Below are 26662 nucleotides of genomic sequence, written 5' to 3'. Positions count from 1 at the left end.
CACTCTACGTCGCGATGCATGATAGATTATTGACAACCTCGGCTGCAAGTCAATCGGTGCGTCGCCCGGCCAAGGCCTGCCTGGCGTCGGCCGCGCCATCTTTCGCGAGGAACCCGCAATCGCCTAGAACGTCACCCGCGCGCCCGCGTAGAACGCGCGCGGCCTGGCCGGGCTCAGCGAGCGCGGGTCGGCGAAGGGGCTTCCGCCGTTGGCGAAATTCGGGAGCGCGGTGGTGTCGAAGAAGGTGCCGTAGGTCGCGTAGCGGTTGTCGAAGACGTTGTCGACCTTGCCGTAGAGCTGGAGGTTCTTGGTGACCTGGTAGGAGGTGTGCAAGTTGAACACGGCGTAGGAGGGCAGCTTCATCTCGACGTTGGCCTCGTCGCCGACAAAATACTGGCTGGAAACCCAGAGCGCGTCGCCGCCGATCTTCCAGGCGTCGGTGACGGCATATTCGATGCCGGCCTTGATGCGGTGGCGCGGCACGGCCGGAATCTGGTTGCCGGGCGTGATCGGGATCGTGCCGCCATTGGCGACGGCCGTCGGGCTGTTGGAGGCGACGGTGAGCGCGTCGAGGAAGCGCGCATCGACGAAGGCGTAGCTCGCGTGGAACTGGACTTCGTTGGACTTGAGGCTGATCTCGGCTTCAAGTCCCTGCCGGCGCGTCGAGCCGACGTTCTGGAAGAAGCCAAAACCTTGCAGGCCCGCGATCGGCAGCGCCAGGATGTCATCGTAATTGGTGGCGCGAAAACCGCCGAACTTCCAGCCGAGCGAGCCGATGTTCAGCTCCTTGGTGCCGCGGAGGCCGGCTTCCACGGTCTTGGATACCACCTGCTTCAGGTCGGGATCGGAGACGAGAAACGCCGCGATCAGGCAGGGATTGTTCGGATCGGCGCAGCCGAGCTCGAGCGGCGTCGGCACGCGGTTGGCTTCCGAATAGCCGGCATAGGCGGTCAGCTCCGGCGTGATCTTGTAGGTGCCCCCGATCACGGGATTGAAGCGGTTGTAGGTATGGTCACCGTTCAAGGCGGTGCCGAGCTGGTCCTCCAGCGTGACGCGGGCCGCGTTGAAGCGGCCGCCGCCGGTGATCGCGAACGCCTCCGTCACGTTGAACGTGTCGAGCGCATAGACGCCCCGATACTGGTTGACGGTGCGCAGCGACACCGGACCGATCGAGGTCGGAACACCCGACTGTCCCAGGAAGATGCCGCTGCCGGTGACGACGTAGTTGTCGCCGATCGTCCCGAGCTCGGAGCTCGCATCGAAATGGCTGACGCTGGCGTCGTAGCTCGCACCGAGCACGACACGGTTCTCATGCCCGAACAGTCTGTCGCTGTTGGTCGCCTGGCCGGAGATGCCGAACGAGGTCGAGCGCGTCGTGGTCCGATCGATCTCGCCGAGCACTGCGCCCGCCGGGAAGGGATTGGCGAGCTGGACGCCGTTGAGGCCGAAAGCCGGCGTAGTGTCGTCGCCGAAACACAGCAGGCCCGCCGGCGCGCTGCAAGGCTGGGCGTCGGTCGGATTGCCATCTTGCGTGTTCTGGTTGAAGCCGCGCACATGCGCGGTGCCCTCGAAGGTCCAGGTCGGCGTCGCCTCGACCTTGCCGGTCAAATTGATGTAGCCGACCTTGTTGGCGCTGGTCTGCGGCGTGGTGTAGGTCGCGCCCCAATATTGTTGGAGCAGCTCGATCGGAACGCTGCTCGGCCCCGCCAGGTGATTGTCGGCGACGCCCATATTGACGTGGAATTCGTTGCCCTCGAAGCGATAGCCGACGTCGCCGTAGAAGCGGCGGATGTCCGAGGCGGAGAAATTACGGAAGCCGTTGTCGTGCGCACCCTCCAGCGCACCATAGACCGCCCAGTTGTTGTCGATCTTCTTGCCCCATTGCGCGGAGCCCTGGATGCGGCCGTAGGAGCCGCCCATGACGTCGATCTCGGCCCCCTGATAGGTGAAGCCGTCCTTCATGAGAAGGTTCACCGCGCCACCAAGCGCATTGAGGCCGAAGGCGGGATTGTTGGTGACGATCGTGGCCGATCGGATCGCCGCGGTCGGGATCATGTCCCAATTGACGGTATCGGAAAACGCTTCGTTGATGCGCACGCCGTTCTGGTAGACGGCGAGGCCCTGCGGCGTGCCGGCCAGGGGCGAGGCGACATAGCCGCGAAACTCGATGTTGGGCTGGAACGGATTGCCGGTGACTTCGGTCAAATTGACGCCGGGCACATATTGCTGGAGCGCGTCGGCGATGTTCAAGGATCCGGTGCGCTTGATCTGGGTCGGATCGACCGCATTCACGCTCGCCGGAATCTTGTCGACATCGATGCTGCCGGAGGCGCCGGGCGAGGTCGGGTAGACGTAGATCCTGGGCTTGGGCTTGGCGGCGTTCGCGGTTCTGGCCGGCGTGGCCCGCGTTGGCGCGCGCCGCGTGGTCGGCGGCGGCGCCACCACCTCGACCGCGGGCAGGTTTTGAACATTGGTCTGTTCGTCCTGCGCAGCGCGCGCATCCGTTGCGAGAACGACTCCTGACACCAGCCCAGTCGAGACCGAGGCCATCAGCAGACGTCGCTTGTTTCCCGGCTTGCCCATTTCTGTCGTCCCACCCGTCACCTTCGGCTGTTTTGTTTTCGCCGTTTGGTTGCGACGAGTGTAATCGGCAGCATCTCTCGCACCAGCCACAAAAGGTCGGGCACGCTCCGCACCCATCTTCCCGACGAAATCGGGAATTTTTCCCGATTGTGTCAGGCCCGATCAGGCGGAAGCCGTCGGAACCAGCGCTTCCACCGTGACACCGCGCTCGCCAGACGCCACGTTGAGCGTGCCGCCCAGCGCCAGAATGCGCTCGCGCATGCCGACAAGGCCGAAGCCGAGCTTCTGGCCCGGCTCCATGCCGTGGCCGTTGTCGCTGACCCGCACCCGGGCGCAACCGCGGCCATCGCGGCCCTGCTCCGCCGGCTCGATCACGACATTGATCGCGGTCGCGCCGGCGTGACGGAACGCGTTGGTGAGCGCCTCCTGCACGACGCGGTAGATGGTGAGGTCGGCGGTTTCGCCGGTGATCCCAAGCGACGGCGAGATCGTGGTCTCGATCGCGACATCGGGATGCGATTCCCGCCACAGCCGCGACAGCGATTCAAGCGCCTTGCCGAGACCAAGCTCGGCAAGGCCGACGGGCCTCAAGCGCTCCAGCACACGACGGGTGAATTGCTGAAGCGCGTTGATCTGCTCGAGCAAGGCGCCGCCATGTTTTCGCACGGCGTCCGCATTTGGCGCGCGCCCATCGGCGAGCTTGGCCAACGCGCTCGCATGCGCGCGCAGCGAAAACAGATAGGGCCCGAACTCGTCATGCAGCTCGCGCGCGATCTCCTTGCGCTCAACGTCCTGGAGCGACACCGCGCGCTCGGCAAGGCGCCGCTTGTCCTCGACCGCCTCCCCCAATGTCGCCGCGAGATGATTGAGCTTGGTGCAGATCGCAGCCAGCTCGGGCGCGCCGCCGGGCGTCGCGCGCGCGTCGTAGTGGCCGCCCTCGAGTTCGGCCATCGTTTGCGCCAATGATTCGAGCGGCGCCAGCGCCCGGCCGACGACCGTCATCATCACCAGGAACAGCACGAGCGCGATGGCCGAGCCGACCTCGAGCTGCGTGACGATGGCGTCCCAGATCTCGGCGATCTCGTCAGTGGGATGCGAGGTAATCACCAGGGAACCGGGCTTGCCATGGACCGAGACGGGAACACTGACGGCGGTCTGCTCTGGATGAACCAGGCTGACGAACCAGGCCGGCGGCCCGGGCGTGTCGTCATCGGCCTCAGTGCGCGGCGGCGTCAGCGGGTTCCCGCCGGAATCGCGAAGCGCGATACTGACATGGCGGAGACGATTGAGGTCGTTCGCGATCTGGTTTAGCCGGGCATCGGGGTCCGGCGCCTCGTTGAGATCGGCAACGATCATCTCGATGAACTCGCGTGCGAGCCGGATCACGCTCTGGTCCTCGGCCTGAACACGGGGACCTGCTTCCGCGACCTGGCGGGCGATGTTGACGGCGAGCCCCAGCGCCAGCAGCAGCGCCAGCAACAGGTTGATGCGCGCGCGCAAGGAGAGATTTTGCCACATTGCTTTCGCCTGCCCCACGAAGGATCGCTCGCGTCCATCCGATAGCGTTGACAGAGGCGAAGCGGCCGATATCTAATCGAAACCGTACAGCAATCCCGGCCGGGTTGCATGACCCGACATGGGGCACGCGCGTGTCCCTCATTCGGCACCGTGCGCTGCAAAACAGGCCGAGGCTGTCCCGGGGAACGCCCATGCGCATTCTGATCGTCGACGATCATCCCATTGTCGCCTCCGGCTGCCGCGCCGTGCTGGCCGACGAAGGCGAGATCGAGATCCTGGAGGCCGCCGACGCCGAAGACGGCGAGAGCGTCTTCATCGTCGAGCGCCCCGACCTCTCCATCATCGACATCAACCTGCCGACCGTCTCCGGCTTCGAGCTCGCGCGCCGCATCCTCGAACGCGCGCCCGAGGCGCGCATCATCATGTTCAGCATGAACGACGACCCTGCGTTTGCCGCGCGCGCGATCGAATCCGGCGCCAAGGGCTATGTCTCCAAGACCGGCGATCCCAACGACCTCGTCGAGGCGATCCGCGCGGTCGGAAGCGGCGGCACTTATCTGCCCACCGCGATCGCACGCAGCATCGCTTTCGCGGGGCCGTCGCTGGCGCAGAGCCCGCTGTCGAAGCTGAACGCGCGCGAGATGGAGATCTTGCGGCTGCTCAGCGCCGGAAAGAGCCTGTCCGAGATCGCCTGGCTGGTGCAATCGTCCTACAAGACGGTCGCCAACACCTCCTCGATCATACGGCAGAAGCTCGGCGTGAAGACCTCGGTCGAACTGGTGCGGATGGCGATCGATAGCGGCGTGGCCTGACGAGGCGCGACAGCCGCCACAAATTCGGTCATACAGCGTTGCAATGTTGATGTGGTGAGATGCCACGGAGCGAAATGGCATGACTTTCCAGACTGTCTCGACCAACAAATCCTATGGCGGCGTGCAGGGCGTGTACCGCCATGCGAGCCAGGCGACCGGCACCGACATGGTGTTCTCGGTCTACGTTCCGTTGCATCCCGACGGCACGAAGCTGCCGGTGGTCTGGTATCTCTCCGGGCTCACCTGCACCCATGCCAACGTCACCGAGAAGGGCGAATTCCGCAAAGCCTGCGCCGAGCTCGGCCTGATCTTCGTCGCCCCCGACACCTCACCGCGCGGACCGGACGTCCCGGGCGACGCCAACAATGCCTATGATTTCGGCCTGGGCGCCGGCTTCTATGTCGATGCCACCGAAGCGCCGTTCGCGCGCAACTATCGCATGTGGAGCTATGTCACCGACGAACTGCCGAAGCTTGTCGCGGAGAACTTTCCGGTCGACCCCAAGCGGCAATCAATCATGGGCCATTCCATGGGCGGTCACGGCGCGCTGACGGTGGCGCTGCGCAATCCGCACCGCTATCGCGCGGCAAGTGCGTTCGCGCCGATCGTGGCCCCGTCGCAGGTGCCCTGGGGCATCAAGGCGCTGACCGGCTATCTCGGGCCGAACAAGGACAACTGGCGCAACCACGACACCGTGGCGCTGATCGAGGACGGCGCGAAATATTCCGGCTTCCTCGTCGACGTCGGCGAGGCAGACAATTTCCTCAAAGAACAGCTCAAGCCGGAGCTGCTCCAGGCGGCCTGCACCAAGGCCAACATCCCGCTGACGCTGCGGCGGCAGCCCGGCTACGACCACAGCTATTATTTCATCTCGACCTTCATGAGCGATCATCTGCAGTGGCATGCGGAGAGACTGAAGGGGTGAGGCTCTGCGCGCCAGGCGCACGCTGCGTTCTTCCTTCTCCCCTTGTGGGAGAAGGTGGCGCGAAGCGCCGGATGAGGGGTTGTTTCCGCAAACTCAAATGAGGGTGGACTCGCGGAGAGAAACCCCTCACCCGTCTCGCCGCTTCGCGGCGAGCCACCCTCTCCCGCAAGGGGAGAGGGAAAGCAGCGCACAGCCAGGGAGAGGCGAAAACCTCACGGCCGCCCGTAATTCGGCGCGAGCAATCGGTTGCGGATGAGATAGCTCATCGTGCGCGTCCAGGATTCGTCGGTGTTGCCGCGCATGTCGGCGCTGGCGGCCGTGATCAAGTTGCCGGTCTTCACGTCGCGCAGGTAGATGTTGAGGTTGATGATCAGGTTCGAGACCTTCTGCACGAGGCCAGTGATTTCGATATCGGCGCCCAACTCTCCCGCAAGCTTGAGATCACAGCCGCCGCAGGCCTGCAGATTGCTGTGCTGGGCAGCGTCCCGAACCGGCGCAATGTCGAGCACCTGGAACCGGCCCGACTCGGCCAGTTCCTTGCGCAACTGCTCGCTGATCCGATCGAGACGCGCCTCCTCCGGCTTGGAGCCGTAGAACTCGCCGGGCAGGCTGGTATCGATCAGCTCGAAATCGAACACGGCGAGTTTTGGCGGATCGGCGAACGCGCCCGAACCACTCAGCAACAAAGTCGCGATGGTTATCAGCGCTCGCATGATCGTGATTCCAAATGCGGGGTTGCAAGCCCGGCCAAATCGGTCATGCTTGAAGAGAAACAATTCTCCATCGGCGGTCAAGCCGGGGAGCCTACGGAGGAAGCATGATCCGAGGGTCGCTCGGCCTGATCGGCCTGAGTCTTGTCGGTTTGAGCCTTGCCGCGACGCAAGCGCTCGCGGCCGACCCGGTCATGATCGGCGTCGGCTATCTCGGAATCGCCGGCACCAGATCGACACTGTCGCTGGTCGAGCAGCCCGCGGACAATGACGGCGTCGCCGGCGCCCGCCTCGCGGTCGAGGACAACAACACCACGGGCAAATTCCTCAACCAGCGTTTCACGCTGGAAGAACGCCGCATCAGGGAAGGCGAGGACGCGATCCAGGCCGCGGCCGACCTCGCCGCGCGCAACGGCTTCATCATTGCCGACCTGCCGGCCGACGCGCTGCTGAAAGTCGCAGATTCCCTGCGCGACCGCGGCACGCTGCTGTTTAACGCCGGCGCAATCGACGAGCGGCTGCGCGAAGCCGATTGCCGCGCCAATGTCATCCACACCGCACCGACGCGCTCGATGCTGGCGGATGCGCTCGGCCAGTACCTGGTGTGGAAGCGCTGGTCGCGCTGGCTGCTCGTGGTCGGCTCGCATGACGAGGACAAGCTCTATGCCGACGCGCTGCGCCGCGCCGCCACACGCTTCGGCGCCAAGATCGTGCAGGAGCGCACCTTTGAAGACACCGGCGGCGCGCGTCGTACCGATAGCGGTGTGACATTGATCCAGCGCCAGATGCCGGTCTTTACCCAGCAAGCGCCGGCATACGATGTGCTGGTCGCCGCCGACGAGAGCGAGGTGTTCGGCGCCTATCTGCCCTACCGCACCTGGGATCCGCGGCCCGTCGCGGGCTCAGCCGGCCTGGTGCCGCGCAGCTGGGACGCCGCGCAGGACCAGTGGGGCGCGACCCAGATGCAGAACCGCTTCATGAAGCTGAACTCGCGGCGCATGACCGCGCTCGACATGCAGGCCTGGACCGCGGTGCGTATGATTGGCGAAGCCACCTCGCGCACCAATTCCGGCGATATCAAGAAGGTCACCGATTTCATCAAGGGGCCGGACTTCTCCGTCGCCGCCTTCAAGGGCACCAAGCTGACCCTGCGCGACTGGAATCTCCAGCTGCGCCAGCCGATCCTGCTGGTCGATGGCCGCATGGTGGTGTCGGTGTCGCCGCAGGAGGGATTTCTGCACCAGGTCTCCGAGCTCGACACGCTCGGCTACGATCGTCCGGAGAGCAAATGCAAGTTGAAGTGAGAAAGCAGATGTTGCGTGTCGGGCTGCTCTTCGGGTTGGCGTTTGCCGCCACGCCGGCACATGCCTTCGTTGCCTATGTCTCGAACGAGAAGAGCAACACGGTCTCGGTGATCGACACCGACAGCTGGACCGTGACCAAGACCATCAAGGTCGGCCAGCGCCCGCGCGGCATCGCGTTCACGCGCGATGGAAAATTCGTGATGGTCGCCGTCGGTGACGACGACACCATCCAGGTGATCGACGCCAAGACGCAAGGAGTGGTGGACAGCCTGCCCTCGGGTCCGGACCCCGAGCTGTTCACCCAGGATGCGGCCGGCAAAACGCTTTATGTCGCCAACGAGAACGACAACACGGTCACCGTGATTGATCTGGAGAAGCGCGCCCGCCTCGGCGACATTCAGGTTGGCGTCGAGCCCGAGGGCATGACCATCAGCCCCGACGGCAAGATTTTGATCAACACGTCGGAAACCACCAACATGGCGCATTTCATCGACACATCGTCGCGCCAGATCGTTGCCAACGTGCTGGTCGACGCGCGGCCGCGCTTTGCCGAGTTCAAGCACGACAGCTCGGAGCTGTGGGTCTCGTCCGAGATCGGCGGCACCGTGTCGATCGTCGATCCCGGCAAGCACGAGGTGATCGGCAAGATCAATTTCGACATCCCGGGCCTGCGCCGCGAGGCGATCCAGCCGGTCGGCATCGCCATGACCAAGGACGACAAGACCGCCTTCGTTGCGCTCGGCCCCGCCAACCGCGTTGCCGTGGTCGACACCGCCACGCGCAAGGTGACGAAATATCTGCTGGTCGGGCAACGCGTCTGGCACATGGCGTTCACGCCGGATGAAAAATACCTGCTGACGACCAACGGCGTGTCGAACGACGTCTCCGTCATCGACGTCGCCGCGCAAAAGGTCATCAAGACCATTCAGGTGGGCGAATTGCCCTGGGGCATCACGATCGCACCATGACCAGCCCCGCCCCCATCGCCGAGCCACGCGAGACGCCAGGGCCAGATCCGGCCGCGGTGCCGGCGCTGTCGCTCGACGGCATCAACCATTCCTATGGCCCGCGGCGGGCGCTGATTGACGTCTCCTTCAATGTGCAGCCCGCGAGTTTCACGGCGCTGCTCGGCCTCAATGGCGCGGGCAAGAGCACCCTGTTCTCGTTGATCACGCGGCTCTTCGGCATCCAGTCCGGGCGCATCGGCATTTTCGGCCACGACATCAGCCGCGCGCCCGGCGAGGCGCTGCGGCTGCTCGGCGTGGTGTTCCAGCCGCGCACGCTCGATCTCGACCTGTCGCTGACGCAAAACCTGCTCTATCACGCCGCTCTCCACGGCATCAGCCGCCGCGAGGCCGCCGCGCGCAGCGCCGAGCTGCTCGCGCGCATCGGGCTTGCCGACCGCGCCGGCAGCAAGGTGCGCGATCTCTCCGGCGGACAGATGCGACGGCTGGAGATCGCCCGCGCGCTGCTGCATCGGCCGCGGCTGCTCTTGCTGGACGAGCCGACCGTCGGCCTCGACGTCAAGGCGCGCGCCGACATCATCAGCCATGTCCGCCAGCTCGTCACCGAACAAGGCATCGGCGTGCTCTGGGCCACGCATCTGTTCGACGAGATCACCGCCGGCGACGATCTCGTCGTACTGCACCAGGGCAAGGTGCTGGCGCAGGGCCCGATGAACCGCGTGATCACCGAAGCGGGCGCACAGGACGTGAACACCGCCTTCATGCGCCTGACCGGCGCGCAAACCATGCCGGGAGGCGGCGCATGAGCAGCATCACGGCACGTGACACACCGCGCGGCTTCTCGCTCCAGGAGTACATGACCTGCCTCACCGGCATCGTCTGGCGCGAGGGCCTGCGCTTCCTGCATCAGCGCGAGCGCTTCGTCTCGGCGCTGGTGCGGCCGCTGGTGTGGCTGTTCATCTTCGCCGCCGGCTTCCGCCAGGTGCTCGGCATCTCCATCATCCCGCCCTACGAGACCTACATCCTCTACGAGGTCTTCATCGCGCCCGGGTTGATGGCGATGATCCAGCTCTTCAACGGCATGCAGTCCTCGCTCTCGATGGTCTATGACCGCGAGATGGGCAACATGCGCACGCTGCTGGTGAGCCCGCTGCCGCGCGGCTTCCTGCTGTTCTGCAAGCTGCTCGCCGGCACCGCGGTGTCGCTGCTCCAGGTCTATGCGTTCCTGATCATCGCCTGGTTCTGGGATATCACCCCGCCCCCGATCGGCTATCTCACCGTGCTGCCGGCGCTGGTGCTGTCCGGGCTGATGCTGGGCTCGCTCGGCATGCTGATCTCCTCCGGCATCAAGCAGCTGGAGAACTTTGCCGGCGTGATGAATTTTGTCATCTTCCCGATGTTCTTTGCGTCCTCGGCGCTCTATCCGCTCTGGCGGGTGCAGGAAGGCAGCCCCTATCTTTATTATGTCTGCGAGGCCAATCCGTTCACCCACGCGGTCGAGCTGATCCGCTTCGCGCTCTATGGGCAGATCAACTGGATCTCGCTGGCGGTGGTCGCGGCCTGCACAATCGTCTTCATGACGGCAGCGATTTTCGCCTATGATCCCTCGCGCGGGCTGGCGCGGCGCGGGCCCGCAGGAGGCGAAGGATGAGAGTTCTGATCGCAGCGATGGTCGTCCTGGCAGTCGCGGGCACGGCCGCGCACGCGGCCGATCCGCGCTATCCCGACTGGCCCTGTACGCAGGCAAAGGTGCCGGACATTTCGCTCGCGGCCGTCTGGGCCGGTCCGGCGCTCGACAACGCCGAGAGCAAGTGGAAAGACGACGCCAAAGTCAGCGCGCTGGTCTCGAAGCTCGCGGCGCGCAAGACGCCGCTGGACGAGGCCGAGAAGTCGGTGAAGGAATTTCTGGCGGGTTCGGCGAGCGACAAATCCACCAATGCAAAGCTGTTGTTCGCCGGCCTGTTCGACACCCTCAACGCCCAGCGCTCCCAGGTCATGAGCGGGCTCGAACGCGTCAGCCGCAAGCAGCGCGAGGCCGCCGACAAGATCCGAGACGAGACGATCCAGCTCCAGACCCTCCAGGGCGCGACGCCACGCGACGACACCAAGGTCGAGGCGCTCAGCAATCAGCTGATCTGGGAGACCCGCATCTTCGAGGACCGCCGCAAGGTGGTGCGATTCGTCTGCGAGGTTCCGACCACGATCGACCAGCGCCTGTTCGCGCTCGGTCGCGTCATCCAGCAGGAACTGGAATAGCGTCAGCCTTGCTGACAGCTTCGAGAAATGTTCCCGCGATCTCAACGCGATCGTTAACCTTTGCCGCGCTATCTGCCGGAACCAAATCGCTCTAGGATGGCTTGTCGATGTGAATCCAAGACGCCGGGAGGCTTCGATGGGAACCACAAAATTGATCCTCGCAGGCGCTGCGGTCCTCACCATGATCGCGTCCAGCGCATTCGCCGACGACATGACCGGAATGGTCACAAGGATCGATCGGCTCAACAACACGATCTCGATCCAGCAGACGCAGAAGGGCACGGTCGGCGGCAGTGCCGGCGGCGCCGGTGCGCTCCAACAGTACAAGGCCAAGGACGCCGCGATGCTGGATGCCGTCCATGCCGGCGACAGGGTGAGCTACACCGCGACCGACACCGACGGCACAGGCACGCTGACGAAGCTGCAGAAGCAGTAACGCCTACTGATCAGGCCGTGGCTCCGGCTGCGCATCTTCGGTCGGTAGCTTTGCGCGCTCCCAGCCATCGGTGCCGTCGGGATACCAGGCGATGTTGGAATAGCCGTAAGCCAGCGCGCGCTTGGCGGCGTTCCACGACATCCAGCAGTCGGCCAGACAATAGATCACCAGCAGCGCGGCCTTGTCGCCATGCGACGCGCGCATGAGGCCGCGCTGGAAATAATCGGCCATCGCAGGCGGCAGCGCGCCGTAGCCGGTATCCGGCAGCCATAGGCTGCCCGGAATGTTCTTGCGTGGCGCATCGCGCCACACCGTGCCTTCGGGAAGGTTCTTGGGCTTCGGCGGGCGCGGCAACACATCGATGAAGGCAGCGCTTTTCGCGCGCCAGATCGCCTCCGCCTCCGCCGTCGTGAGCACGCGCGCGCCTTCCAGCGTCGCCGGCACCGGCGCGCGGTAATTGTCGGAGCGAAAACCCTCCGGCTCGAACGGCTCCTGCTGCTGCGCGGACGCCGGCGCGGCCAGCATGGCGGCGACGAGCGCAGCAGCGAGACGCCGCCTCATGGCGCCTTCTTGGCCGTCTCCGCGCCGAGCGGCCGGTCGTTCTCGTCCAATAGCGGCACGCCGAAGTCGAGCAGGATCTTGTTGATCTCGCCCTGGTTCTCCTGAATGAGCTTGTTGAGCTGCCGCTTCCAGTTCTGGTCGGCCGGGCGCACGCCCATACCGATCCGATAGACAAGTTTCGGCCCGGAGGTCTCCTTCACCAGCGGCGTGACATGCAGCGAGCCGGCCTTCTTCGCATAAAAGCCGGCCATCGGGCCCCACAGCACGCCCGCGTCGATCTTGCCGGCAGTGAGGTCGTCGATCATGGCTTGCGCCGAATTGTCGTAGCGCGTGTCGATCATCAGCGGATAGGGCTTTGCGTCGCCCATCAGGCCGGCGATCGCCATGTTGGTCGCTGGCGGCGTGCCGGCGACGATGCCGACATGCTTGCCCTTGAGTCGTGCGTCTTCGAGCGTATCGACATCCTCGAGCCCGCTGCCGGCCTTCGCGACCAGCGCATAGGTGGTGCGGTAATAGGGATTGGTGCCCTGCACGAGATCGTCGCCTTGCGGAAAGCCCATGATGACGTCGCAGCGATGCGCACCCAGCGTCATCCGCACGAAGCCGGTTGCCTGCGGGAAGAAGACGTAGTCGAGCTTCTTGCCAAGCTTGTCCGCGAACAGCTCGGCGAGCTTGTTCTCGAAACCTTCGCCCTTTTCACTCGAGAACGGCAGATTGCGCGGGTCGGCGCAGACACGCAGCACCTTTGGGTCGACCAGCTCGAACGAGAGATCGCCACTCTCATTCGTCTGCGCCACGGCGACATCGCCGATCGCACCAGACGCCGCCATCACACACAGCAGAAACAACCAGCGACGATGTCGTCCGGCCTCCGTCATCGCGCTTCCTCCTCGTTTCCTTCGAATGCTATCCATGCAACGCATGGACGCACCCTGTTTGCCAAACTTTGCGTTGGCTTGTCCTGTTGCAGTGCAATGCGAACAACCCTGAACTGAGGCGGAAAAGTGGTGTCTCATCTCGCGTCACAGATCGCGGCCTTGTCCCTGCTGGGACTGGCGACGCTAGCACGCGCCGGGGCGACCGAATTGCCTGTGAGCGAAGTCGCACCGGGAATCTTCCTACACTCCGGGGCCATTGCGCTGATGACCCGCAAGAACGAGGGCGACATCGCCAATGTCGGCTTCATCGTCGGCGAGGATGCGGTGGCCGTGATCGACACCGGCGGCAGCCTTCGCGAGGGCGAGGCGCTGCTCGCGGCCTTACGGGCCCACACGACCAAGCCGATCCGCTATGTCATCAACACCCACGGCCATCCCGATCATGTCTTCGGCAACGCCGCCTTCGTGGCAGAGGGAACCAGCTTCGTCGGCCACAGCAAGCTGCCGCAGGCGCTGGCAACGCGCGGGCCGTACTATCTCGACAATTTCAGGCGCATCATGGGTGGCGAATTGATCGATCCCGTGAAGATCGTGCCGCCCACACTGCTCGTCGCGGATACGCTGACGCTCGACCTCGGATCGCGCCGGCTCACCTTGCGGGCCTGGCCGGCCGCCCACAGCGACAACGATCTGACCGTGTTCGACGAGACGACGAAGACGTTGTTCGCAGGCGATCTCGTCTTTCTCCGCCACATCCCGGTGATGGACGGCAGCCTGCGCGGCTGGCTGGATTTGCTCAAGGAACTCGAGACGATTCCAGCCACTCGCGTCATCCCCGGTCACGGGCCTGTGAGCGATTGGCCCGCTGCACTCGCGGATGAACGGCGTTATCTCACGACCCTGCTGTCCGACGTCCGCGCGTTGAACAAGAAGGGCGAATCGATTCGGGCAGCGGCGGACAAGGCGGCCGGATCGGAACGGCCTCATTGGGAACTGTTCGACGATTACAACGCCCGCAACGCAACCGCAGCATTTTCGGAAATTGAATGGGAGTAGCAAGCGCGCTACGCTCGGCCCAACGACTGCTTCGTCCGCGCGGGACCACGACCATGATCGGATACGCTCGCCGCCTGACCTTGATCGCCGCGCTCGCCGGCATCGCCTTCGCAGCGCCCGCGCGCGCCGAAGAGGCCTATGATCCCTGGCCGGGCTTGGTGCAGGACATCTTCAACAGCCGTCCGATGAACGATGGTGCCGACATCATCGGCATCGAGATGCCCTATCGCGCCGAGGACGCGGCAATCGTGCCCGTGGCGCTGCGCAGCAAGCTCTCGCCCGCGGATAGCCGCCGCATCCGGTCGATCACGCTGGTGATCGACCGCAACCCCGCGCCGATGGCGGCGAAGTTCGAGCTCGGGCCGGACGCCAATGTCACCGAGATCTCCACGCGCGTACGCGTCAACAATTATACCGACGTGCATGCCGTCGCCGAGCTCAGCGACGGCCAGCTCTACGTCGCCAAGACCTATGTGAAGGCCTCCGGCGGCTGCTCGGCGCCAGCAGCAAAGAATGCCGAGGAAGCCCGCAATCGTCTCGGCCAGATGCGCTACCGGCAATTCGCGCGCGAGGAGGCGCCCGCAAGCCGCGTTCGCGAGGCGCAGATCATGATCGGCCATCCCAACAATTCCGGCCTCCAGATGGATCAGGTCACCCAGCTCTATATTCCCGCCTTCTTCGTCAACCAGCTCAAGCTGACGCAGGATGACAGCCCGGTGCTGTCGATGGAAGGCGGCATCTCGATCTCGGAAGATCCCAACCTGCGCTTCACCTATGTGTCCAATGGCGCCAAGCGCTTCCGTGCGGAAGCCAAGGACACGGACGGGCACGTGTTCCGCAACGAGTGGGACGTGGAGAAGCCGGGGACGTGAGGGGCGCTTTCTTACCCTCTCCCCCTTGTGGGAGAGGTTGGATCGCTGCGTAAGCAGCGAGACGGGTGAGGGGTATCTCTCCACACACGAGCGCGCGGTGAGATACCCCTCATCCGGCGCCATAGCCGAAGCTTCGCTTCGGCGTTCTCAAGAACGGCGGCCGAAGGCCGCCTACGCCACCTTCTCCCACAAGGGGAGAAGGAAGAAGGCACCGCCTGCGCAGCTATACTAGAAACACCTCACCTCAGCCTCGGCCTGCGCGCGGCGCAGATCATTCACCGCCGAATTTGCCTGCTCCGACGTGCGGAACTGGACACCGAGATTCCCGCGGACCTGAGACATGCTGAGCGCTGTCTCGGCAGTCACGTAGCGCTCGTAGGACACGATCGAGGCGACCACATCGATCGAGCAGGAACATTGCTCAATCGACTGCCGCGTTTCGCCATTGGCCTTCATGCAGCCATAGACATATTCGGCCCGCGCGGAAGTCGGGTAATCATTGGCGTCCTCGGCGCGCGCCACGCAAGCGGTCGCAGCCCACAATGCCAATGCGGCGACAATCGGCAGTCCCTGTCCCGCAACACCCATGAGCGTCCTCCCGCTGGTTGCGATGAAAGCTATGCTATGCGTATTGTCCTGAAAAGCACTCCCTTCGAGGAAACGGCTCACAAGGTGATGAAACTTCTCGGTCGAACATGGGCGCTTGCGGCGACGCTGGCACTGACACTCATCACAACCGGCCACGCTGCGGATACGATCCGCCTCGCGGTGCAGAAAACCGGCACATTCTCCTGGGAACTGGCGACGATCCGCGGCGCCGGCCTCGACAAGGAGGCCGACCTGTCGCTGGAAGTCAGCGAGCTTGCGAGCCCCGAAGCCGGCAAGATCGCGCTTCGCGCCGGCAATGCCGACATCATGCTGTCGGATTGGCTGTGGGTGTCGCGCGAGCGCGCGCTCGGCGCCAAGCTGACCTTCTATCCCTATTCCAGCGCGCTTGGCGCCGTGATGGTGCAGGCCTCATCGCCGATCAAGACACTTGCTGATCTCAAGGGCCGCAAGCTCGCGGTCGGCGGCGGTCCCATCGACAAGAGCTGGCTGCTGCTGCAGGCGCGGATGAAGCAGGACGGCATCGACCTGAAATCGGAGGCGACCATCGTCTATGGCGCGCCACCGCTGATCGCCGCCAAGGCGCTCGACGGCGAGATGGATGCGAGCCTCAACTTCTGGAATTTCTGCGCCCAGCTTGAAGCCAAGGGTTTTCGACGCCTCGCCGGCATCGAGGAGATCTTGCCGAAGCTGGGGGCCAAGGGCGCGGTGTCCGCGGTCGGCTATGTCTTCGACGAGAGCTGGGCCGCGAGCCATCGCGACGCGGTGGCGCGTTTCATCGCCATGACCCGCAAATCCAAGCAGTTGCTGGTCACCTCGGATGCGGCCTGGGACAAGATCGCCCCGCTCACCGGCACGACCGATCCGGTCCTGCTCAAGACCTATCGCGACCGTTATCGCGACGGCATTCCGCGCCGGAGCATCACCGATGAGGAGGCGGATGCGCGCATACTCTATCGCGTGCTGGCCGAAATCGGCGGCCGCGACCTGGTCGGGCCGGCGTCCGAACTCGATCCTGGCACGTTCTATCACGCCGGCGGCGGAGATTGAGGTGCTGCGTCTGCTCTCGTTCGCCCTGTTTCTCGCGGTCTGGTGGACCGCCGCTCTGTTCGTCGGCGGCGCAAAACTGCCCTCCCCGCCGGTCGTGCTCAACGTGATGATCGCGGAAGCCGCGAGCGGTGCGCTGTTTCTGCATCTCAGCGCCACGCTCGCCCGCGTCGCGTTGTCCTTCGTGCTGGCGATGTCGCTCGGCAGCGCCATCGGCTATTTGATGGGTCGGGTGAAGCTCGCCGACCGGCTCGGCGATCCCTGGCTGATCCTGCTCCTGAACCTGCCGGCACTGGTCGTGATCGTGCTTGCCTATATCTGGGCAGGACTGACCGAAGCTGCCGCCATCGCGGCGATCGCGATCAACAAGCTGCCGACCGCCGTCGTCACCTTGCGCGAGGGCACCCGCGCGCTCGACCGTTCACTTGATGAAATGGCAACCGTATTCGCGATGCCGCGCTGGCGCGCGTTCCGCCATGTCGTCCTGCCCCAGCTCGCACCCTATATCGCGGCCGCCGCCCGTTCGGGCCTGTCGCTGGTGTGGAAGATCGTGCTGGTCGCCGAACTGCTGGGACGGCCGAACGGCGTCGGCTTCGAGATCGGGGTCGCCTTCCAGCTGTTCGACACACCGCGGCTGCTCGCCTATTCGCTGACCTTTGCCGCCGTTGTCCTCGTGATCGAGACCGCGCTGGTGCAGCCGTTCGAGGCCCGCGCAACACGGTGGCGGCCCCGTGCGGCTTGATGTCGATATTTTTGGCAAGACCTTCAGGAGCGCTGCGGGCGGAACGCACGAGGTGCTGGCGCCGATCAAATTCGCGCTTCAGTCGGGCGAGGTCGGCGTTCTCATCGGCCCGTCCGGCTGCGGCAAGAGCACGATGCTGCGCATCATCCTCGGGCTCGACCGCGATTTCGAGGGCTATGTAGCGCGCCCGCCTGAGGCGCGGGTCGGCATGGTGTTCCAGGAGCCGCGGCTCTTGCCGTGGCGCTCGGTCGAGCAGAACGTGCGCCTCGCGGCGCCCGATGCAAACGATGCGAAGCTCAGCGAGTTGTTCAAGATTCTGGAGCTTGACGCACATCGCAGCCACTTCCCCGGCGAACTGTCATTGGGTCTCGCCCGGCGCGTCGCACTCGCTCGTGCGTTTGCGGTCGAGCCCGATCTGCTGGTGCTCGACGAACCCCTCGCCTCGTTGGACGACGCGCTCGCCAGCCGCCTGCGCGACGAGATCGCTGCGCTGGTGGCAAACCGTTCCGCGATCACTTTGCTCGTCACGCACAATCTTGACGACGCCATCCGCCTCGGCGACCGCCTGTTTGTCCTGTCGCCGCGGCCGGCACGCGTCATTCAGGAGGTGCCGATCCCAATTCCGCGCGCGGAGCGCGGCGAGGCCGAGCTCGGCAGGATCCGAGCTGAGCTCGCGGCGTTGCAGCTTGAATCGAAATAACAACTCGTGGTCAATTGCACCAAACGATTGTTGCGGGAGGTCTACCATGCGCCGTCAGCTGATTGCGATCGGCATCCTGTTGGTCGCGATGCCGGGCGCGGCGCTCGCGCAGACCAAGGGCAAGGGCATCCGGCTCTGGAATTTGACGAGCGAGACGATCTCGGGCTTCCAGCTCGCGCCCGCCGGCAAGACCGACTGGGGCGCGAACCAGTGCCTGAACGACAAGGACAAGGAGGTCGACCACGACGAGCGGCTGCGCATTACCGGCATCGAGCCCGGCCGCTACGACGCCAAGGTCAGCTATCCGAACTCAAGGCAATGCATCGTGCGCGATATCGAGATCAAGGCGGATGCGGTGTTCTCGATCGCCGACAAGGATCTGAAGGACTGCACCAAGTAGTCGCGCGTCACGCCTTGTCGTTCGGGTGCGGATATTCGCAGCGCCACCGCACCGCCTGCCATTTCGGATGCTCGCCGACCCATTGCGCGATGTAGGGCGGCGCGGCCATCGCGCATTGCGTCGGTGATCCCGCGTAGTTGAACACAAGATGCTGCTCTTCGCAGGTCGCAGGCGCGAGCACCGCACACACAGTCACCACCAGGTCGATCGGGTTCATGCCGGGATCCTCACGCAGGGGCGCGCTGGAGATTAGCATAAGGGAATACGTTCCGAGCAGCGGGAAGTTTCAATCCGGCGTGAGGGATCGGGAAGAACGCCTAGAAGTTCACGCCGAACACCAGCCGTGCCTGATGCCGTTCGAAATTGACGAGGTCGAGATTGGCGGCTGTTCCGGCTGGACGCCCCCAGGCCTGCATGCTCCAGCTCAGCGTCAGCCGCGAGCTCTCGGAGAGCTGGAAATACGCTGTCGGGCCGACGAACAGGGCCTGCCCCGAAAGCTCGCCGAGACCGATGCCTTCATACTGGCGGAAGTAGCGCACTTCACTGCCGAGCAGGACATCGGGGCGCAGGCGCACCATGCCGGCGAAGGCGACGCCGATGGTTGAGCTCTTCTCCGACAGCCCCGTCGCCTCGAAGCGCGCCCATTCAGGCTGATAGACCAGGTTGAGGGCGCCGATGACGAGGTTCGGGGCGAGTTCGCGGTCGAAAGCGAGCGTGAAGTCGGTGCCATACATCCGCCCCTTGGCGCCGCTGATCTCGTCGATGCGATCGCCATGAGACTCGGCGGCGATGGTCATGCCGAACGGGGCGCGCTCCCGGTCGAGCAGGCGATAACGCAGATCGAGCGAGGCGCCCTGAAAGTTGAGCTGGCGGCGATCGTCGATATCAGGGACGCCGGTGATGTCGTGCAACGTGGTGGCGCCGCCGACCTCGATGCGAAAATTCGGCAGCGGCACGATTTCGATCTCAACCTCCTGGCCTATGGCACGATAGGTGCCGCCACCCTTGCCGAAACGTCCCGTCGTCTGGCTCTGGAATTCGCGCTCGCCGGGATTGCCGACGTCGCTGCCGATCATGAAGCCGAAGATGTGCTCAGTATCGAAACCCTCTTCGGCGCTGACGCATACCGGTGCGAGCACAAGCGTGCACGCGGCCGCCGTCCAAATCGTGTGAGCACCAATGCGCATCACGAACACTACCACGGCTTCGATGGCATTCGCCACCGAAGCCGCGGCAGGTCGTCAGTCTTACTTGCGCGAAGCGCAGGCGTACATGTTGATTTCCATGCCGACCGGCACTTCCACGATCTTCGGAGCTTTCCAAGCCATTCGGGGTCTCCCAAGGTATTGAGCGCGACATCGCGCCGGGCAAAACCTAGGGCTGCGTCACACGCAGTGCAAGCCTGGAATCAAGCGTCTGACGCAGCGATCGAGCGTGTTGTACGCGCGCAGTTCCCTCTCGGGCAAATCGCCTTCGCTCCCAGTCAAACGATGTGTTTCTCATCGCAACAAACGCAGCAACGCACGGCCCGCACGCGAATTCAACTCCTTCGCGTCGAGCGTTCCGTCCTTGTCGGGATTCGCCGCGTTGAAACGCTGCTCCACCACCGCGAGATATTCCTCGAGCGTGAGCGTTCCGTCGTGATCGGGATCGGCGGCCGCGAGTTCCTTCGCCGTCAACCGTCCGCGCAACTCGCGCACGTCGAGCGTGCCGTCATGGTCCGGATCGAGCTTGGCGAACAGCGCGGCCGCCGCCTTCTTCACCTCGACGAGATCGAGCGTGCCGTCATTGTCGGTATCGAACATCTTGACGGCACTGCCGGAGGCAGACCAAGCCGGACCGGCGAGCAAGGCAATCGGCAACGACAGCGCAATGGAACGGCGCGATATCATCAAAACCTCCCTGAGCAAGAGCCCCGATTCGAACGGGGAAGAGAGAACATAAGTCCACAATCGCGTCGCGGTTCAAGCGTGGAGTCGCGGATCACCGCTCAACAACGGGAACTCGGCCGCACGGGCGTTCTGCTCTCACAGCGTCCCGGACCAATCTTCGCGCCGTGGAAATTGGTGCAGCGCATTCGCGCAAGACGCGCAAATTCTCTCGGGAATTACCGAACGAAGCCTGGCATCTGGCGTCCAACATATCGGCAACGCGCTTTCGACTTTCGTATTGACGGGTTTTGCTTTCGGGCCGAGTGTTGCAATCGCAGCGTCAAAAGGCGCGCATATTGGGAGGAACGGATGAAACGCTTTGCGATGGCCGCGAGCCTCGTCATGCTGGTTGCATCGACGTATGCAAACGCTCAGACCACCGAGCAACTGGTCAAGGGTGCGACCGACACGTCGAACGTTCTCAACTACGGGATGGGCTACAATCTCCAGCGCTTCTCAACGCTGAACCAGATCAACAAGGACACCATCAAGAACCTCGTCCCGGTCTGGAACTACTCCTTCAACGACGATCGCAGCGAGGAATCGCAGCCGCTGGTGTACCAGGGTGTGATCTACGTGACCTCGCACAACGCGACCATGGCGGTCGACGCCAAGACCGGCAAGCAGATCTGGAAGAGCAAGATCGAATATCCGGCCGAGACGCCGCGCATCGTCTGCTGCGGCATCATCAATCGCGGCGCCGCGCTCTACGATGGCAAGCTCTTCCGCACCACGCTCGACGCCAACGTGATTGCGCTCGACGCCAAGGACGGCAAGGAGCTGTGGCGGCAGAAGGTGGCCGACATCAAGGAAGGCTACTCGATGACGGTGGCCCCGCTGGTCGCCGACGGCGTCGTCATCACCGGCATTTCCGGCGCCGAGTTCGGCACCCGCGGCTTCATCGACGGCTGGGATCCGGCAACGGGCAAGCATCTCTGGCGCACGCATTCGATCCCCTCGCCGGACGAGCCCGGCGGCGACACCTGGAAGGGCGACACCTGGAAGCTCGGCGGCGGCTCGACCTGGATCACGGGTTCCTACGATCCCGAGCTGAACACGGTCTATTGGGGCATCGGCAATCCCGGCCCATTCAATTCGGCGGTGCGTCCCGGCGACAATCTCTACACCTGCTCCGTGCTGGCGATGGATCCCAAGACCGGCAAGATCAAGTGGCATTACCAGTTCTCGCCGAACAATCCGTTCGACTATGACTCGGTGGCCGAGATGGTCCTCGCCGACATGAATGTCGAGGGCAAGCCGACCAAGGTGCTGATGGACGCCAACCGCAACGGCTTCTTCTACGTGCTCGATCGCACCGACGGCAAGCTGCTCGCGGCCAATCCGTACGTGAAGGTGAACTGGGCCACCGGCATCGACATGAAGTCGGGTCGTCCGATCGAGACCGACGTCAGCAAGGATGCCCGTGATGGCAAGAAGGTGGTCGTCTTCCCATCGTTGCTGGGCGGGAAGAACTGGGAACCGATGTCGTTCAATCCGCAGACGGGGCTGGCCTACGCCAACACCCTTGCGTTCGGCGGACACTACAAGACGGAACCGGCGACCTACAAGGCCGGCGAATGGTACCTCGGCATGGACTTGACCGATCTGTGGGAGTGGACCGACGGACCACGTGGTCATCTCAAGGCCATCGATCCGCTGACAGGCAAGGCGAAATGGGAAGCGCCGAGCGACATTCCGCGCTTCTCCGGCGTGCTGTCGACAGCGGGCGGCGTCGTCTTCACCGGCGCGCTGACCGGCGAGTTCGAGGCCTTCGACGCCGACACCGGCAAGAAGCTCTGGCAGTTCCAGACCGGCTCGGGCATCGAGGGACAGCCTGTCACCTGGCAGCAGGACGGCGTGCAATATATCGCCGTCACCAGCGGTTACGGCGGCGTCTACTCGATCTTCTCGGGTGACGAACGGCTTGCGAACGTGCCCGCGGGCGGTTCGCTGTGGGTGTTTGCCGTCAAGCAGTGATCGCAGGTACCGCGTGCCCAGGACATCAACCTTCAGGACGGCGGCGGCGTTCGCCGCCGTCGCGGTGATGGCTGTCGCGGTCTTTGCGGCCGCCGGCATCGCGCAGGAGCAGAACGCCAATTCCCCGATCGACCACGGCAAAATGACCTACGCCCAGAAGTGTTCGCACTGCCACGGCCCCAACATGGTCAATTCGGGGACCATCACGCCGGATTTGCGCGCCTTTCCCGACGACAAGACGCGCTTCGTCACCACGGTGAAGAACGGCAAGAACAACAAGATGCCGCCCTGGGGCGACGTCCTCAACGACGACGAGATCGGCGATCTCTGGGCCTTCATCTCGAGCCGGAGGAAGCCATGAGGTGCCGGCTGGCGGCGCTGGGTCTCGCTGCAATGCTGACCTCGCTGGCAACGACCGCGCGCGCGGCCGATCCGTTGAGCATCTGTCTCGACGAGGACCGGCCGCCGCTGTCGGTGCATCACCGCGGCAAGCCCGACGCGGGCTTCGATGTGCTGCTCGCACAGGCGATCGCAGACCGGCTGGGACGGCCGCTGAAAATCCAGTGGTTCGAGAGCAAGCTGGACGAGGACTCGAGCCCGCAGCTCGAGGCCAACGCGCTGCTCTCCGATCGTCGCTGCTCGTTCGTCGGCGGCTATGCACTGACGACGGATTCCCTCGTCGCACCCGGCATGAAGACGGCGCGCCTGCCGGATTTCGCAGGCGCAACGCGCGACGACCGGCGGCGCCGCGTCGCGCTCGGCGTGCTCGCACCGAGCGCGCCTTACGTCTATTCGCCGATGACGATCGTGCTCGGGCCGAAGGCGCGCGACCGCAAGATCGGCGACATCGGCGATCTCGCCGGCCTGCAGCTCGCGATCGAAAGCGGTTCGCTTGGTGACGCCGTCTTGATGAACTTCGACAAGGGGCGGCTGATCGACAGCATCACCCATCTCGTCCCCGGCCGCGACGATCTGCTCGGCGCGCTCGACCGCGGCGAGTATGACGCAACGCTGATCGATCTCGCCCGCTTCGACGCCCATCGCACGGCACATCCCGACACCGCCATCACCGCCTCCGGCTATTATTATCCGATCGGGGCCAATCGCGGTTATGTCGGGCTTGCGAATGACCCTGCGCTGATCGAGGCCGTCAACAAGGCGCTCGGGGAGCTCGCTGCGGAAGGCAAGATCGCCGAATACGGCAAGCAGGCCGGCCTGACTTATCTGCCGCCGCGCGAGCCTGCGATCCTGGGCGACGTGTGGAAGCAGATCATGCAACGGTGAGGCGGTCGTACGCACCGCCGTTCGCTGGCCTTGCCGTACCAGGAACCGTATGATGCCACGTTTTCGTGCGACCGTACGGTGCTCTATGAACGCCCCTACCATACCGCCCGCCGCAGGCCTCCGCGATCTCATCTCCCGCGAGGTCAAGGCCAGCGAACTGCTGCGCGCGCTGCTTGTCGTCGGGCCGTTCGTGGCGGCCTATTTCATCTCGCGCGAAACGGCGCTCCTGAACCTGGGGCTGGTCGCAGTGTCGCTGTTGATTCCCGCGCTGCGGCTGCACCTGGCGACGAAGGTGGTCGCGTGGCACTACCTTGCGATCCTCATCACCTTCGCCACGCTCTTCTTCGCTGCCCCGATCAAGCCACTCTTCGTGCTGCTGACGGCGCTCGCCGGCTTCCTCGCGGTGGCGGTGACGCGCTACGGCGAACACTTTCGCACGCTTGGCAATTGGGTATTCATCGCCGCCGTCTATCTCGCCTGCGAAGTGCGGGAGGGCGTGGGCGCCGCGGAAGCGCTGCGTCATGCCGGCATGATCATCGTGTCCTCCCCGGTCGCGCTGGCGCTGGTCTGCGGCATCCAGATCTACGATCAGCGACGCGGCAAGGCGGCAGTGAGCTCGTTCGGACCGCCTGCGGCCGAATGGTTTCTCCCCGCAGCGGCCACCGCCATGGCGGTGTTCGCCGCAGCCGCACTGGTCGAGGTCCTGGATCTCGCGCAGGGGCAATGGGTGATGTGGTCGGCCGCGAGCGTCGTGGTCGGCGATCTCTCCGCATCCACCGACAAGCTGAAGCAGCGCGCCATCGGCGCGTGCGTCGGTGTGCCCTTAGGCTTCCTCGCCGGCCTCGCGCTGCCGCAGAACCGCGCCGGCTATGCGCTCGCCGTTCTCGCGGCCACGCTCACGCTGATCTCGTTCTCCCGTTACATCGTCGGCTTCGGTCTGCGCTGCTTCTTCATCGCACTCGCCGCCTCCTTTGCCGGCGGCGCCAGCGGGATTGCGGAGGAGCGCGTCGCCAATGTGATCACCGGCGGCGCGTTCGGTCTCATTGCGGTGGCCCTGACCGACATCGTCTGGCAACGCATGATCCGGAAGGACCGGTCGTCGGCGTGATACGGGAGGCGTTGGCCCGCTCGCGGTCCCGCGTCCGACCAAAGCCTAGTGTCGGAACGCCATTTGCCGGCTATGATCATGCGCTGCTGCCGGAGGCCCTCACCGCTCCGGACGAGAAAGGCCGATCGCATGAGACCCGATGCCGTTGCCGTGGCCGCCCTGGTCATCCTGCTCTTTCCGATGGGCTATTTTTTGCTGGCCTCGCCCGCCTTCCTGCTTGTGAAGCTCGATATCCCGCCGGTTACGCAGCTGCTGCGCGGGATGTTCAACATCCAGTTCAGAATGATAGGTGCGACCGGAGTCCTTGCGACGGTGGCTTTCCTCGTCGCAGGTCGGCCGCTCTTCGCCATCGGCATTGGCCTGATTGCGTCCCTCGCGATCTGGGGACGCGGGTGGTTCATGAAACGGATGGATGACCAGCTGAGCGCCAGGGACGCAGGCGATGCGGACGCCGTGCGGCGGCTGCGTCGATTGCACTGGAGCGGAATGCTCTGCAACGCGGCGCTCGTCGCCGCTCTCGTGGCCAGCATTCCCTACGTTGCCATGTCGACGTAAGGAGGCCCGCCTAGTTCTCGTCCGCGACGACAGTGCCCTGCTGTGCCTTGTGGATCGAGGACGGCACCACGCCGAAATATTTCCGGAACACGCGGCTGAAATGCGATGAGCTGGAGAAGCCCCAGGAGAACGCGACGTCGGTGATGGTCTTGCCGGCGTGGGCCTCGAGCTCCTGGCGGCAATTCTGCAAGCGCGCCTGCCAGATGTAGTCGCTCACCGTGGTGCCGCGCTCCGAGAACAGCATGTGCAGATAGCGCTTGGAGCAGCCGAGCTCGGCAGAGATCTGATCGATGCACAGATCCGGATCGCGCAGATGCTCGCGGATGAAGAACTGCGCACGCACATACATCGCCTCGGGCCCGACGCGATCGAACATCGTATCGGCTTCGCGCAGCGGCAGCAGCAGCAGGTCGATCAGCGAATCGGCGACGCCGACCGCGCTGTTGGCCGACAGTTTTGCCGCCTCGTCGAACGTGGCGTGGACGAAGTCATGAGCAATGCGTCCCGTGCCTGTGCGCGCCGACAATTTGCAAGCCGGCATCCGTTGCGACGGGAAACCGCGGTCGCGCAGCAGCGCCTTCGGCACGATCACCACGTCGTGGCGGGTGAAGGCAGGGCTGATGATCGAGTGCGGGCAGGAGACGTCGTAGGCGATGATGTCGCCGGGGTTCAGTTCGATGTGGCGGCCTTCCTGCTCGAAATAGGACACGCCATAAGTCTGGAAGTGAATCTTGATGTACGGGTGTTCATTGGCCTTGGCACGCGCCAGCGTGTGCGCGATGCGATGCTGACTCACCTCGATCTGGCAGAGCTTCAACCGCGACACGGTGGTGTAATCGATGCGTCCTTCGAGCGAGGACGCCTCCAGCGGATCGACGTCGAAATGGCCGCACAGGCTCGTCAGCCCGTCGACCCAGCTCTGGATCTGCCGCCTCGGCGTCAGTCCCGTCGTCGAGAGCGTGTGAATTGTGTCGGACATTAATCCAGCCACTGGTGTTACCCGGGGATTCGATGCGAATCGCGACCAGCGCTGCTGGAGCCTCGGCCGTGATTGCGTGACGTTTACCTCAAATTTGGGTGGTCTTTTGCTGCGCGCGCCATCGCTGCATTGCCACCCTTGACGTTAATCCTCCGCCTTAGTTGCAGCGCCGTCAAGGGGAACCTGAGCGTGGTGCGCCGCGCCGCGCGATGCGGAAGCCGCTGAATTCGCTACTGCAAAATCAAAAACTTCGCCTCCGTGCGCTATCGAGCAAAGCGCCTTCTCTCTTGGGCAAGTTTCCCGTTGGCGAACCCGTTAGGAATTGCGGCAGGAACAAAAAAGAACGGGCCGCTCCTGCACGCGGACCTGTGGCTCTCATCAGGAGGAGGAAACACCACCGCATCGTTTCTGGTCGCAATCGTGACCGCCCTGCACGAGCAGACGCCGGACGAGAAGC

The 26662-nt window shown here is 64.3% G+C and carries 30 protein-coding genes; 19 read left to right on the top strand and 11 right to left on the bottom strand.

The features are described from left to right. Positions 1-123: 123 nt before the first annotated feature. Complete coding sequence (locus IC761_RS10590) at positions 124-2583, bottom strand: TonB-dependent receptor (protein WP_195803185.1); 2460 nt, start codon at positions 2581-2583, stop codon at positions 124-126. Between the two features lie 162 nt (positions 2584-2745). Next, positions 2746-4101 (bottom strand): histidine kinase, encoded by a 1356-nt coding sequence (locus IC761_RS10585; protein ID WP_195803184.1) that lies wholly within the window; start codon positions 4099-4101, stop codon positions 2746-2748. A gap of 191 nt (positions 4102-4292) precedes the next feature. On the opposite strand from IC761_RS10585, the gene IC761_RS10580 reads away from it, so the two are divergent. Further along, complete coding sequence (locus tag IC761_RS10580; RefSeq protein WP_195803183.1) at positions 4293-4913, top strand: response regulator transcription factor; 621 nt, start codon at positions 4293-4295, stop codon at positions 4911-4913. Positions 4914-4992: 79 nt separating this feature from the next. Then, on the top strand, positions 4993-5838 hold the full coding sequence (gene fghA, locus IC761_RS10575; RefSeq protein WP_195803182.1) for an S-formylglutathione hydrolase: 846 nt from the start codon (positions 4993-4995) through the stop codon (positions 5836-5838). Positions 5839-6050: 212 nt separating this feature from the next. Here the strand turns inward: fghA and IC761_RS10570 are convergent, their stop codons facing one another. After that, a complete protein-coding gene (locus IC761_RS10570) occupies positions 6051-6551 on the bottom strand; it encodes a DUF3280 domain-containing protein (protein ID WP_195803181.1) in 501 nt (166 codons plus the stop codon). Between the two features lie 104 nt (positions 6552-6655). On the opposite strand from IC761_RS10570, the gene IC761_RS10565 reads away from it, so the two are divergent. The 6 genes from IC761_RS10565 (at position 6656) to IC761_RS10540 (ending at position 11509) form a co-directional block, all read left to right on the top strand. After that, entirely contained in the window at positions 6656-7852 is a 1197-nt protein-coding gene (locus tag IC761_RS10565) for an ABC transporter substrate-binding protein (protein ID WP_195803180.1), read from the top strand. Continuing rightward, positions 7837-8820, top strand: a complete 984-nt coding sequence (locus IC761_RS10560; RefSeq protein WP_195803179.1) for a YVTN family beta-propeller repeat protein — start codon at positions 7837-7839, stop codon at positions 8818-8820. The genes IC761_RS10565 and IC761_RS10560 overlap by 16 nt, the downstream gene beginning before the upstream one ends. After that, positions 8817-9623, top strand: coding sequence for an ABC transporter ATP-binding protein (locus IC761_RS10555; protein WP_195803178.1), 807 nt, complete (start codon positions 8817-8819; stop codon positions 9621-9623). The genes IC761_RS10560 and IC761_RS10555 overlap by 4 nt, the downstream gene beginning before the upstream one ends. Further along, positions 9620-10468, top strand: coding sequence for an ABC transporter permease (locus IC761_RS10550; protein ID WP_195803177.1), 849 nt, complete (start codon positions 9620-9622; stop codon positions 10466-10468). The genes IC761_RS10555 and IC761_RS10550 overlap by 4 nt, the downstream gene beginning before the upstream one ends. Then, positions 10465-11073, top strand: a complete 609-nt coding sequence (locus IC761_RS10545) for a hypothetical protein (protein WP_195803176.1) — start codon at positions 10465-10467, stop codon at positions 11071-11073. The genes IC761_RS10550 and IC761_RS10545 overlap by 4 nt, the downstream gene beginning before the upstream one ends. A gap of 136 nt (positions 11074-11209) precedes the next feature. Next, positions 11210-11509, top strand: a complete 300-nt coding sequence (locus IC761_RS10540) for a copper-binding protein (protein WP_195803175.1) — start codon at positions 11210-11212, stop codon at positions 11507-11509. Positions 11510-11512: 3 nt separating this feature from the next. Here the strand turns inward: IC761_RS10540 and IC761_RS10535 are convergent, their stop codons facing one another. Next, positions 11513-12070 (bottom strand): PQQ-dependent catabolism-associated CXXCW motif protein, encoded by a 558-nt coding sequence (locus IC761_RS10535; RefSeq protein WP_195803174.1) that lies wholly within the window; start codon positions 12068-12070, stop codon positions 11513-11515. After that, positions 12067-12948 carry a substrate-binding domain-containing protein gene (locus IC761_RS10530; protein WP_195803173.1) on the bottom strand — a complete coding sequence of 294 codons (882 nt, stop codon included), beginning with the start codon at positions 12946-12948 and terminating at the stop codon, positions 12067-12069. Before IC761_RS10530 ends, IC761_RS10535 begins: the two co-directional genes overlap by 4 nt. Positions 12949-13074: 126 nt before the next feature. Here IC761_RS10530 and IC761_RS10525 point away from each other — a divergent pair, with 126 nt between their 5' ends. Further along, the gene (locus IC761_RS10525) at positions 13075-14004 is read left to right on the top strand and encodes a quinoprotein relay system zinc metallohydrolase 2 (protein ID WP_438265105.1); all 930 of its coding nucleotides are present in this window, start codon (positions 13075-13077) and stop codon (positions 14002-14004) included. A gap of 53 nt (positions 14005-14057) precedes the next feature. Further along, positions 14058-14876: a quinoprotein dehydrogenase-associated SoxYZ-like carrier gene (locus IC761_RS10520; protein WP_195803171.1), complete on the top strand. Its 819-nt coding sequence runs from the start codon at positions 14058-14060 to the stop codon at positions 14874-14876. A gap of 228 nt (positions 14877-15104) precedes the next feature. Here the strand turns inward: IC761_RS10520 and IC761_RS10515 are convergent, their stop codons facing one another. Continuing rightward, the gene (locus IC761_RS10515) at positions 15105-15464 is read right to left on the bottom strand and encodes a hypothetical protein (RefSeq protein WP_195803170.1); all 360 of its coding nucleotides are present in this window, start codon (positions 15462-15464) and stop codon (positions 15105-15107) included. 87 nt (positions 15465-15551) lie between these two features. Between IC761_RS10515 and IC761_RS10510 the strand changes: the two genes are divergently transcribed. Genes IC761_RS10510 through IC761_RS10495 form a run of 4 tightly spaced genes read left to right on the top strand, consistent with a single transcriptional unit; the run spans position 15552 to position 18371 of the window. After that, a complete protein-coding gene (locus IC761_RS10510) occupies positions 15552-16532 on the top strand; it encodes an ABC transporter substrate-binding protein (protein WP_195804618.1) in 981 nt (326 codons plus the stop codon). 1 nt (position 16533) lies between these two features. Continuing rightward, a complete protein-coding gene (locus IC761_RS10505; protein WP_195803169.1) occupies positions 16534-17271 on the top strand; it encodes an ABC transporter permease in 738 nt (245 codons plus the stop codon). Continuing rightward, entirely contained in the window at positions 17261-17971 is a 711-nt protein-coding gene (locus IC761_RS10500; RefSeq protein ID WP_195803168.1) for an ABC transporter ATP-binding protein, read from the top strand. Before IC761_RS10505 ends, IC761_RS10500 begins: the two co-directional genes overlap by 11 nt. Positions 17972-18017: 46 nt before the next feature. Next, positions 18018-18371: a hypothetical protein gene (locus IC761_RS10495; protein WP_195803167.1), complete on the top strand. Its 354-nt coding sequence runs from the start codon at positions 18018-18020 to the stop codon at positions 18369-18371. A 7-nt stretch (positions 18372-18378) separates the two neighbouring features. On the opposite strand, the gene IC761_RS10490 is transcribed toward IC761_RS10495, so the two are convergent. The 4 genes from IC761_RS10490 to lanM form a co-directional block, all read right to left on the bottom strand. Next, on the bottom strand, positions 18379-18588 hold the full coding sequence (locus tag IC761_RS10490) for a hypothetical protein (protein ID WP_195803166.1): 210 nt from the start codon (positions 18586-18588) through the stop codon (positions 18379-18381). A gap of 100 nt (positions 18589-18688) precedes the next feature. After that, a complete protein-coding gene (locus IC761_RS10485; protein WP_195803165.1) occupies positions 18689-19594 on the bottom strand; it encodes a DUF6662 family protein in 906 nt (301 codons plus the stop codon). 24 nt (positions 19595-19618) lie between these two features. Then, the gene (gene pqqA, locus IC761_RS10480) at positions 19619-19699 is read right to left on the bottom strand and encodes a pyrroloquinoline quinone precursor peptide PqqA (protein ID WP_008562446.1); all 81 of its coding nucleotides are present in this window, start codon (positions 19697-19699) and stop codon (positions 19619-19621) included. A 171-nt stretch (positions 19700-19870) separates the two neighbouring features. Beyond that, positions 19871-20263, bottom strand: coding sequence for a lanmodulin LanM (lanM, locus tag IC761_RS10475; protein WP_195803164.1), 393 nt, complete (start codon positions 20261-20263; stop codon positions 19871-19873). A gap of 348 nt (positions 20264-20611) precedes the next feature. Between lanM and IC761_RS10470 the strand changes: the two genes are divergently transcribed. The 5 genes from IC761_RS10470 (at position 20612) to IC761_RS10450 (ending at position 25226) form a co-directional block, all read left to right on the top strand. Next, complete coding sequence (locus IC761_RS10470) at positions 20612-22279, top strand: methanol/ethanol family PQQ-dependent dehydrogenase (RefSeq protein WP_195803163.1); 1668 nt, start codon at positions 20612-20614, stop codon at positions 22277-22279. Between the two features lie 67 nt (positions 22280-22346). Continuing rightward, positions 22347-22640, top strand: a complete 294-nt coding sequence (locus IC761_RS10465) for a c-type cytochrome (RefSeq protein ID WP_195804617.1) — start codon at positions 22347-22349, stop codon at positions 22638-22640. Beyond that, positions 22637-23563, top strand: a complete 927-nt coding sequence (locus IC761_RS10460; RefSeq protein ID WP_195803162.1) for a type 2 periplasmic-binding domain-containing protein — start codon at positions 22637-22639, stop codon at positions 23561-23563. The genes IC761_RS10465 and IC761_RS10460 overlap by 4 nt, the downstream gene beginning before the upstream one ends. Before the next feature lie 85 nt (positions 23564-23648). Further along, positions 23649-24671: an FUSC family protein gene (locus tag IC761_RS10455; RefSeq protein ID WP_195803161.1), complete on the top strand. Its 1023-nt coding sequence runs from the start codon at positions 23649-23651 to the stop codon at positions 24669-24671. Positions 24672-24800: 129 nt separating this feature from the next. Next, positions 24801-25226 carry a hypothetical protein gene (locus IC761_RS10450; protein WP_195803160.1) on the top strand — a complete coding sequence of 142 codons (426 nt, stop codon included), beginning with the start codon at positions 24801-24803 and terminating at the stop codon, positions 25224-25226. Positions 25227-25236: 10 nt separating this feature from the next. Here the strand turns inward: IC761_RS10450 and IC761_RS10445 are convergent, their stop codons facing one another. Then, positions 25237-26205 carry a helix-turn-helix domain-containing protein gene (locus tag IC761_RS10445; RefSeq protein WP_195803159.1) on the bottom strand — a complete coding sequence of 323 codons (969 nt, stop codon included), beginning with the start codon at positions 26203-26205 and terminating at the stop codon, positions 25237-25239. Positions 26206-26662 lie beyond the last annotated feature (457 nt).

This window comes from Bradyrhizobium commune, from assembly GCF_015624505.1.
In the GTDB taxonomy this organism is placed as follows: domain Bacteria; phylum Pseudomonadota; class Alphaproteobacteria; order Rhizobiales; family Xanthobacteraceae; genus Bradyrhizobium; species Bradyrhizobium commune.
The sequence above is the reverse complement of the archived record's forward strand: the minus strand, read 5'-3'. Positions and strand labels throughout refer to the sequence as shown.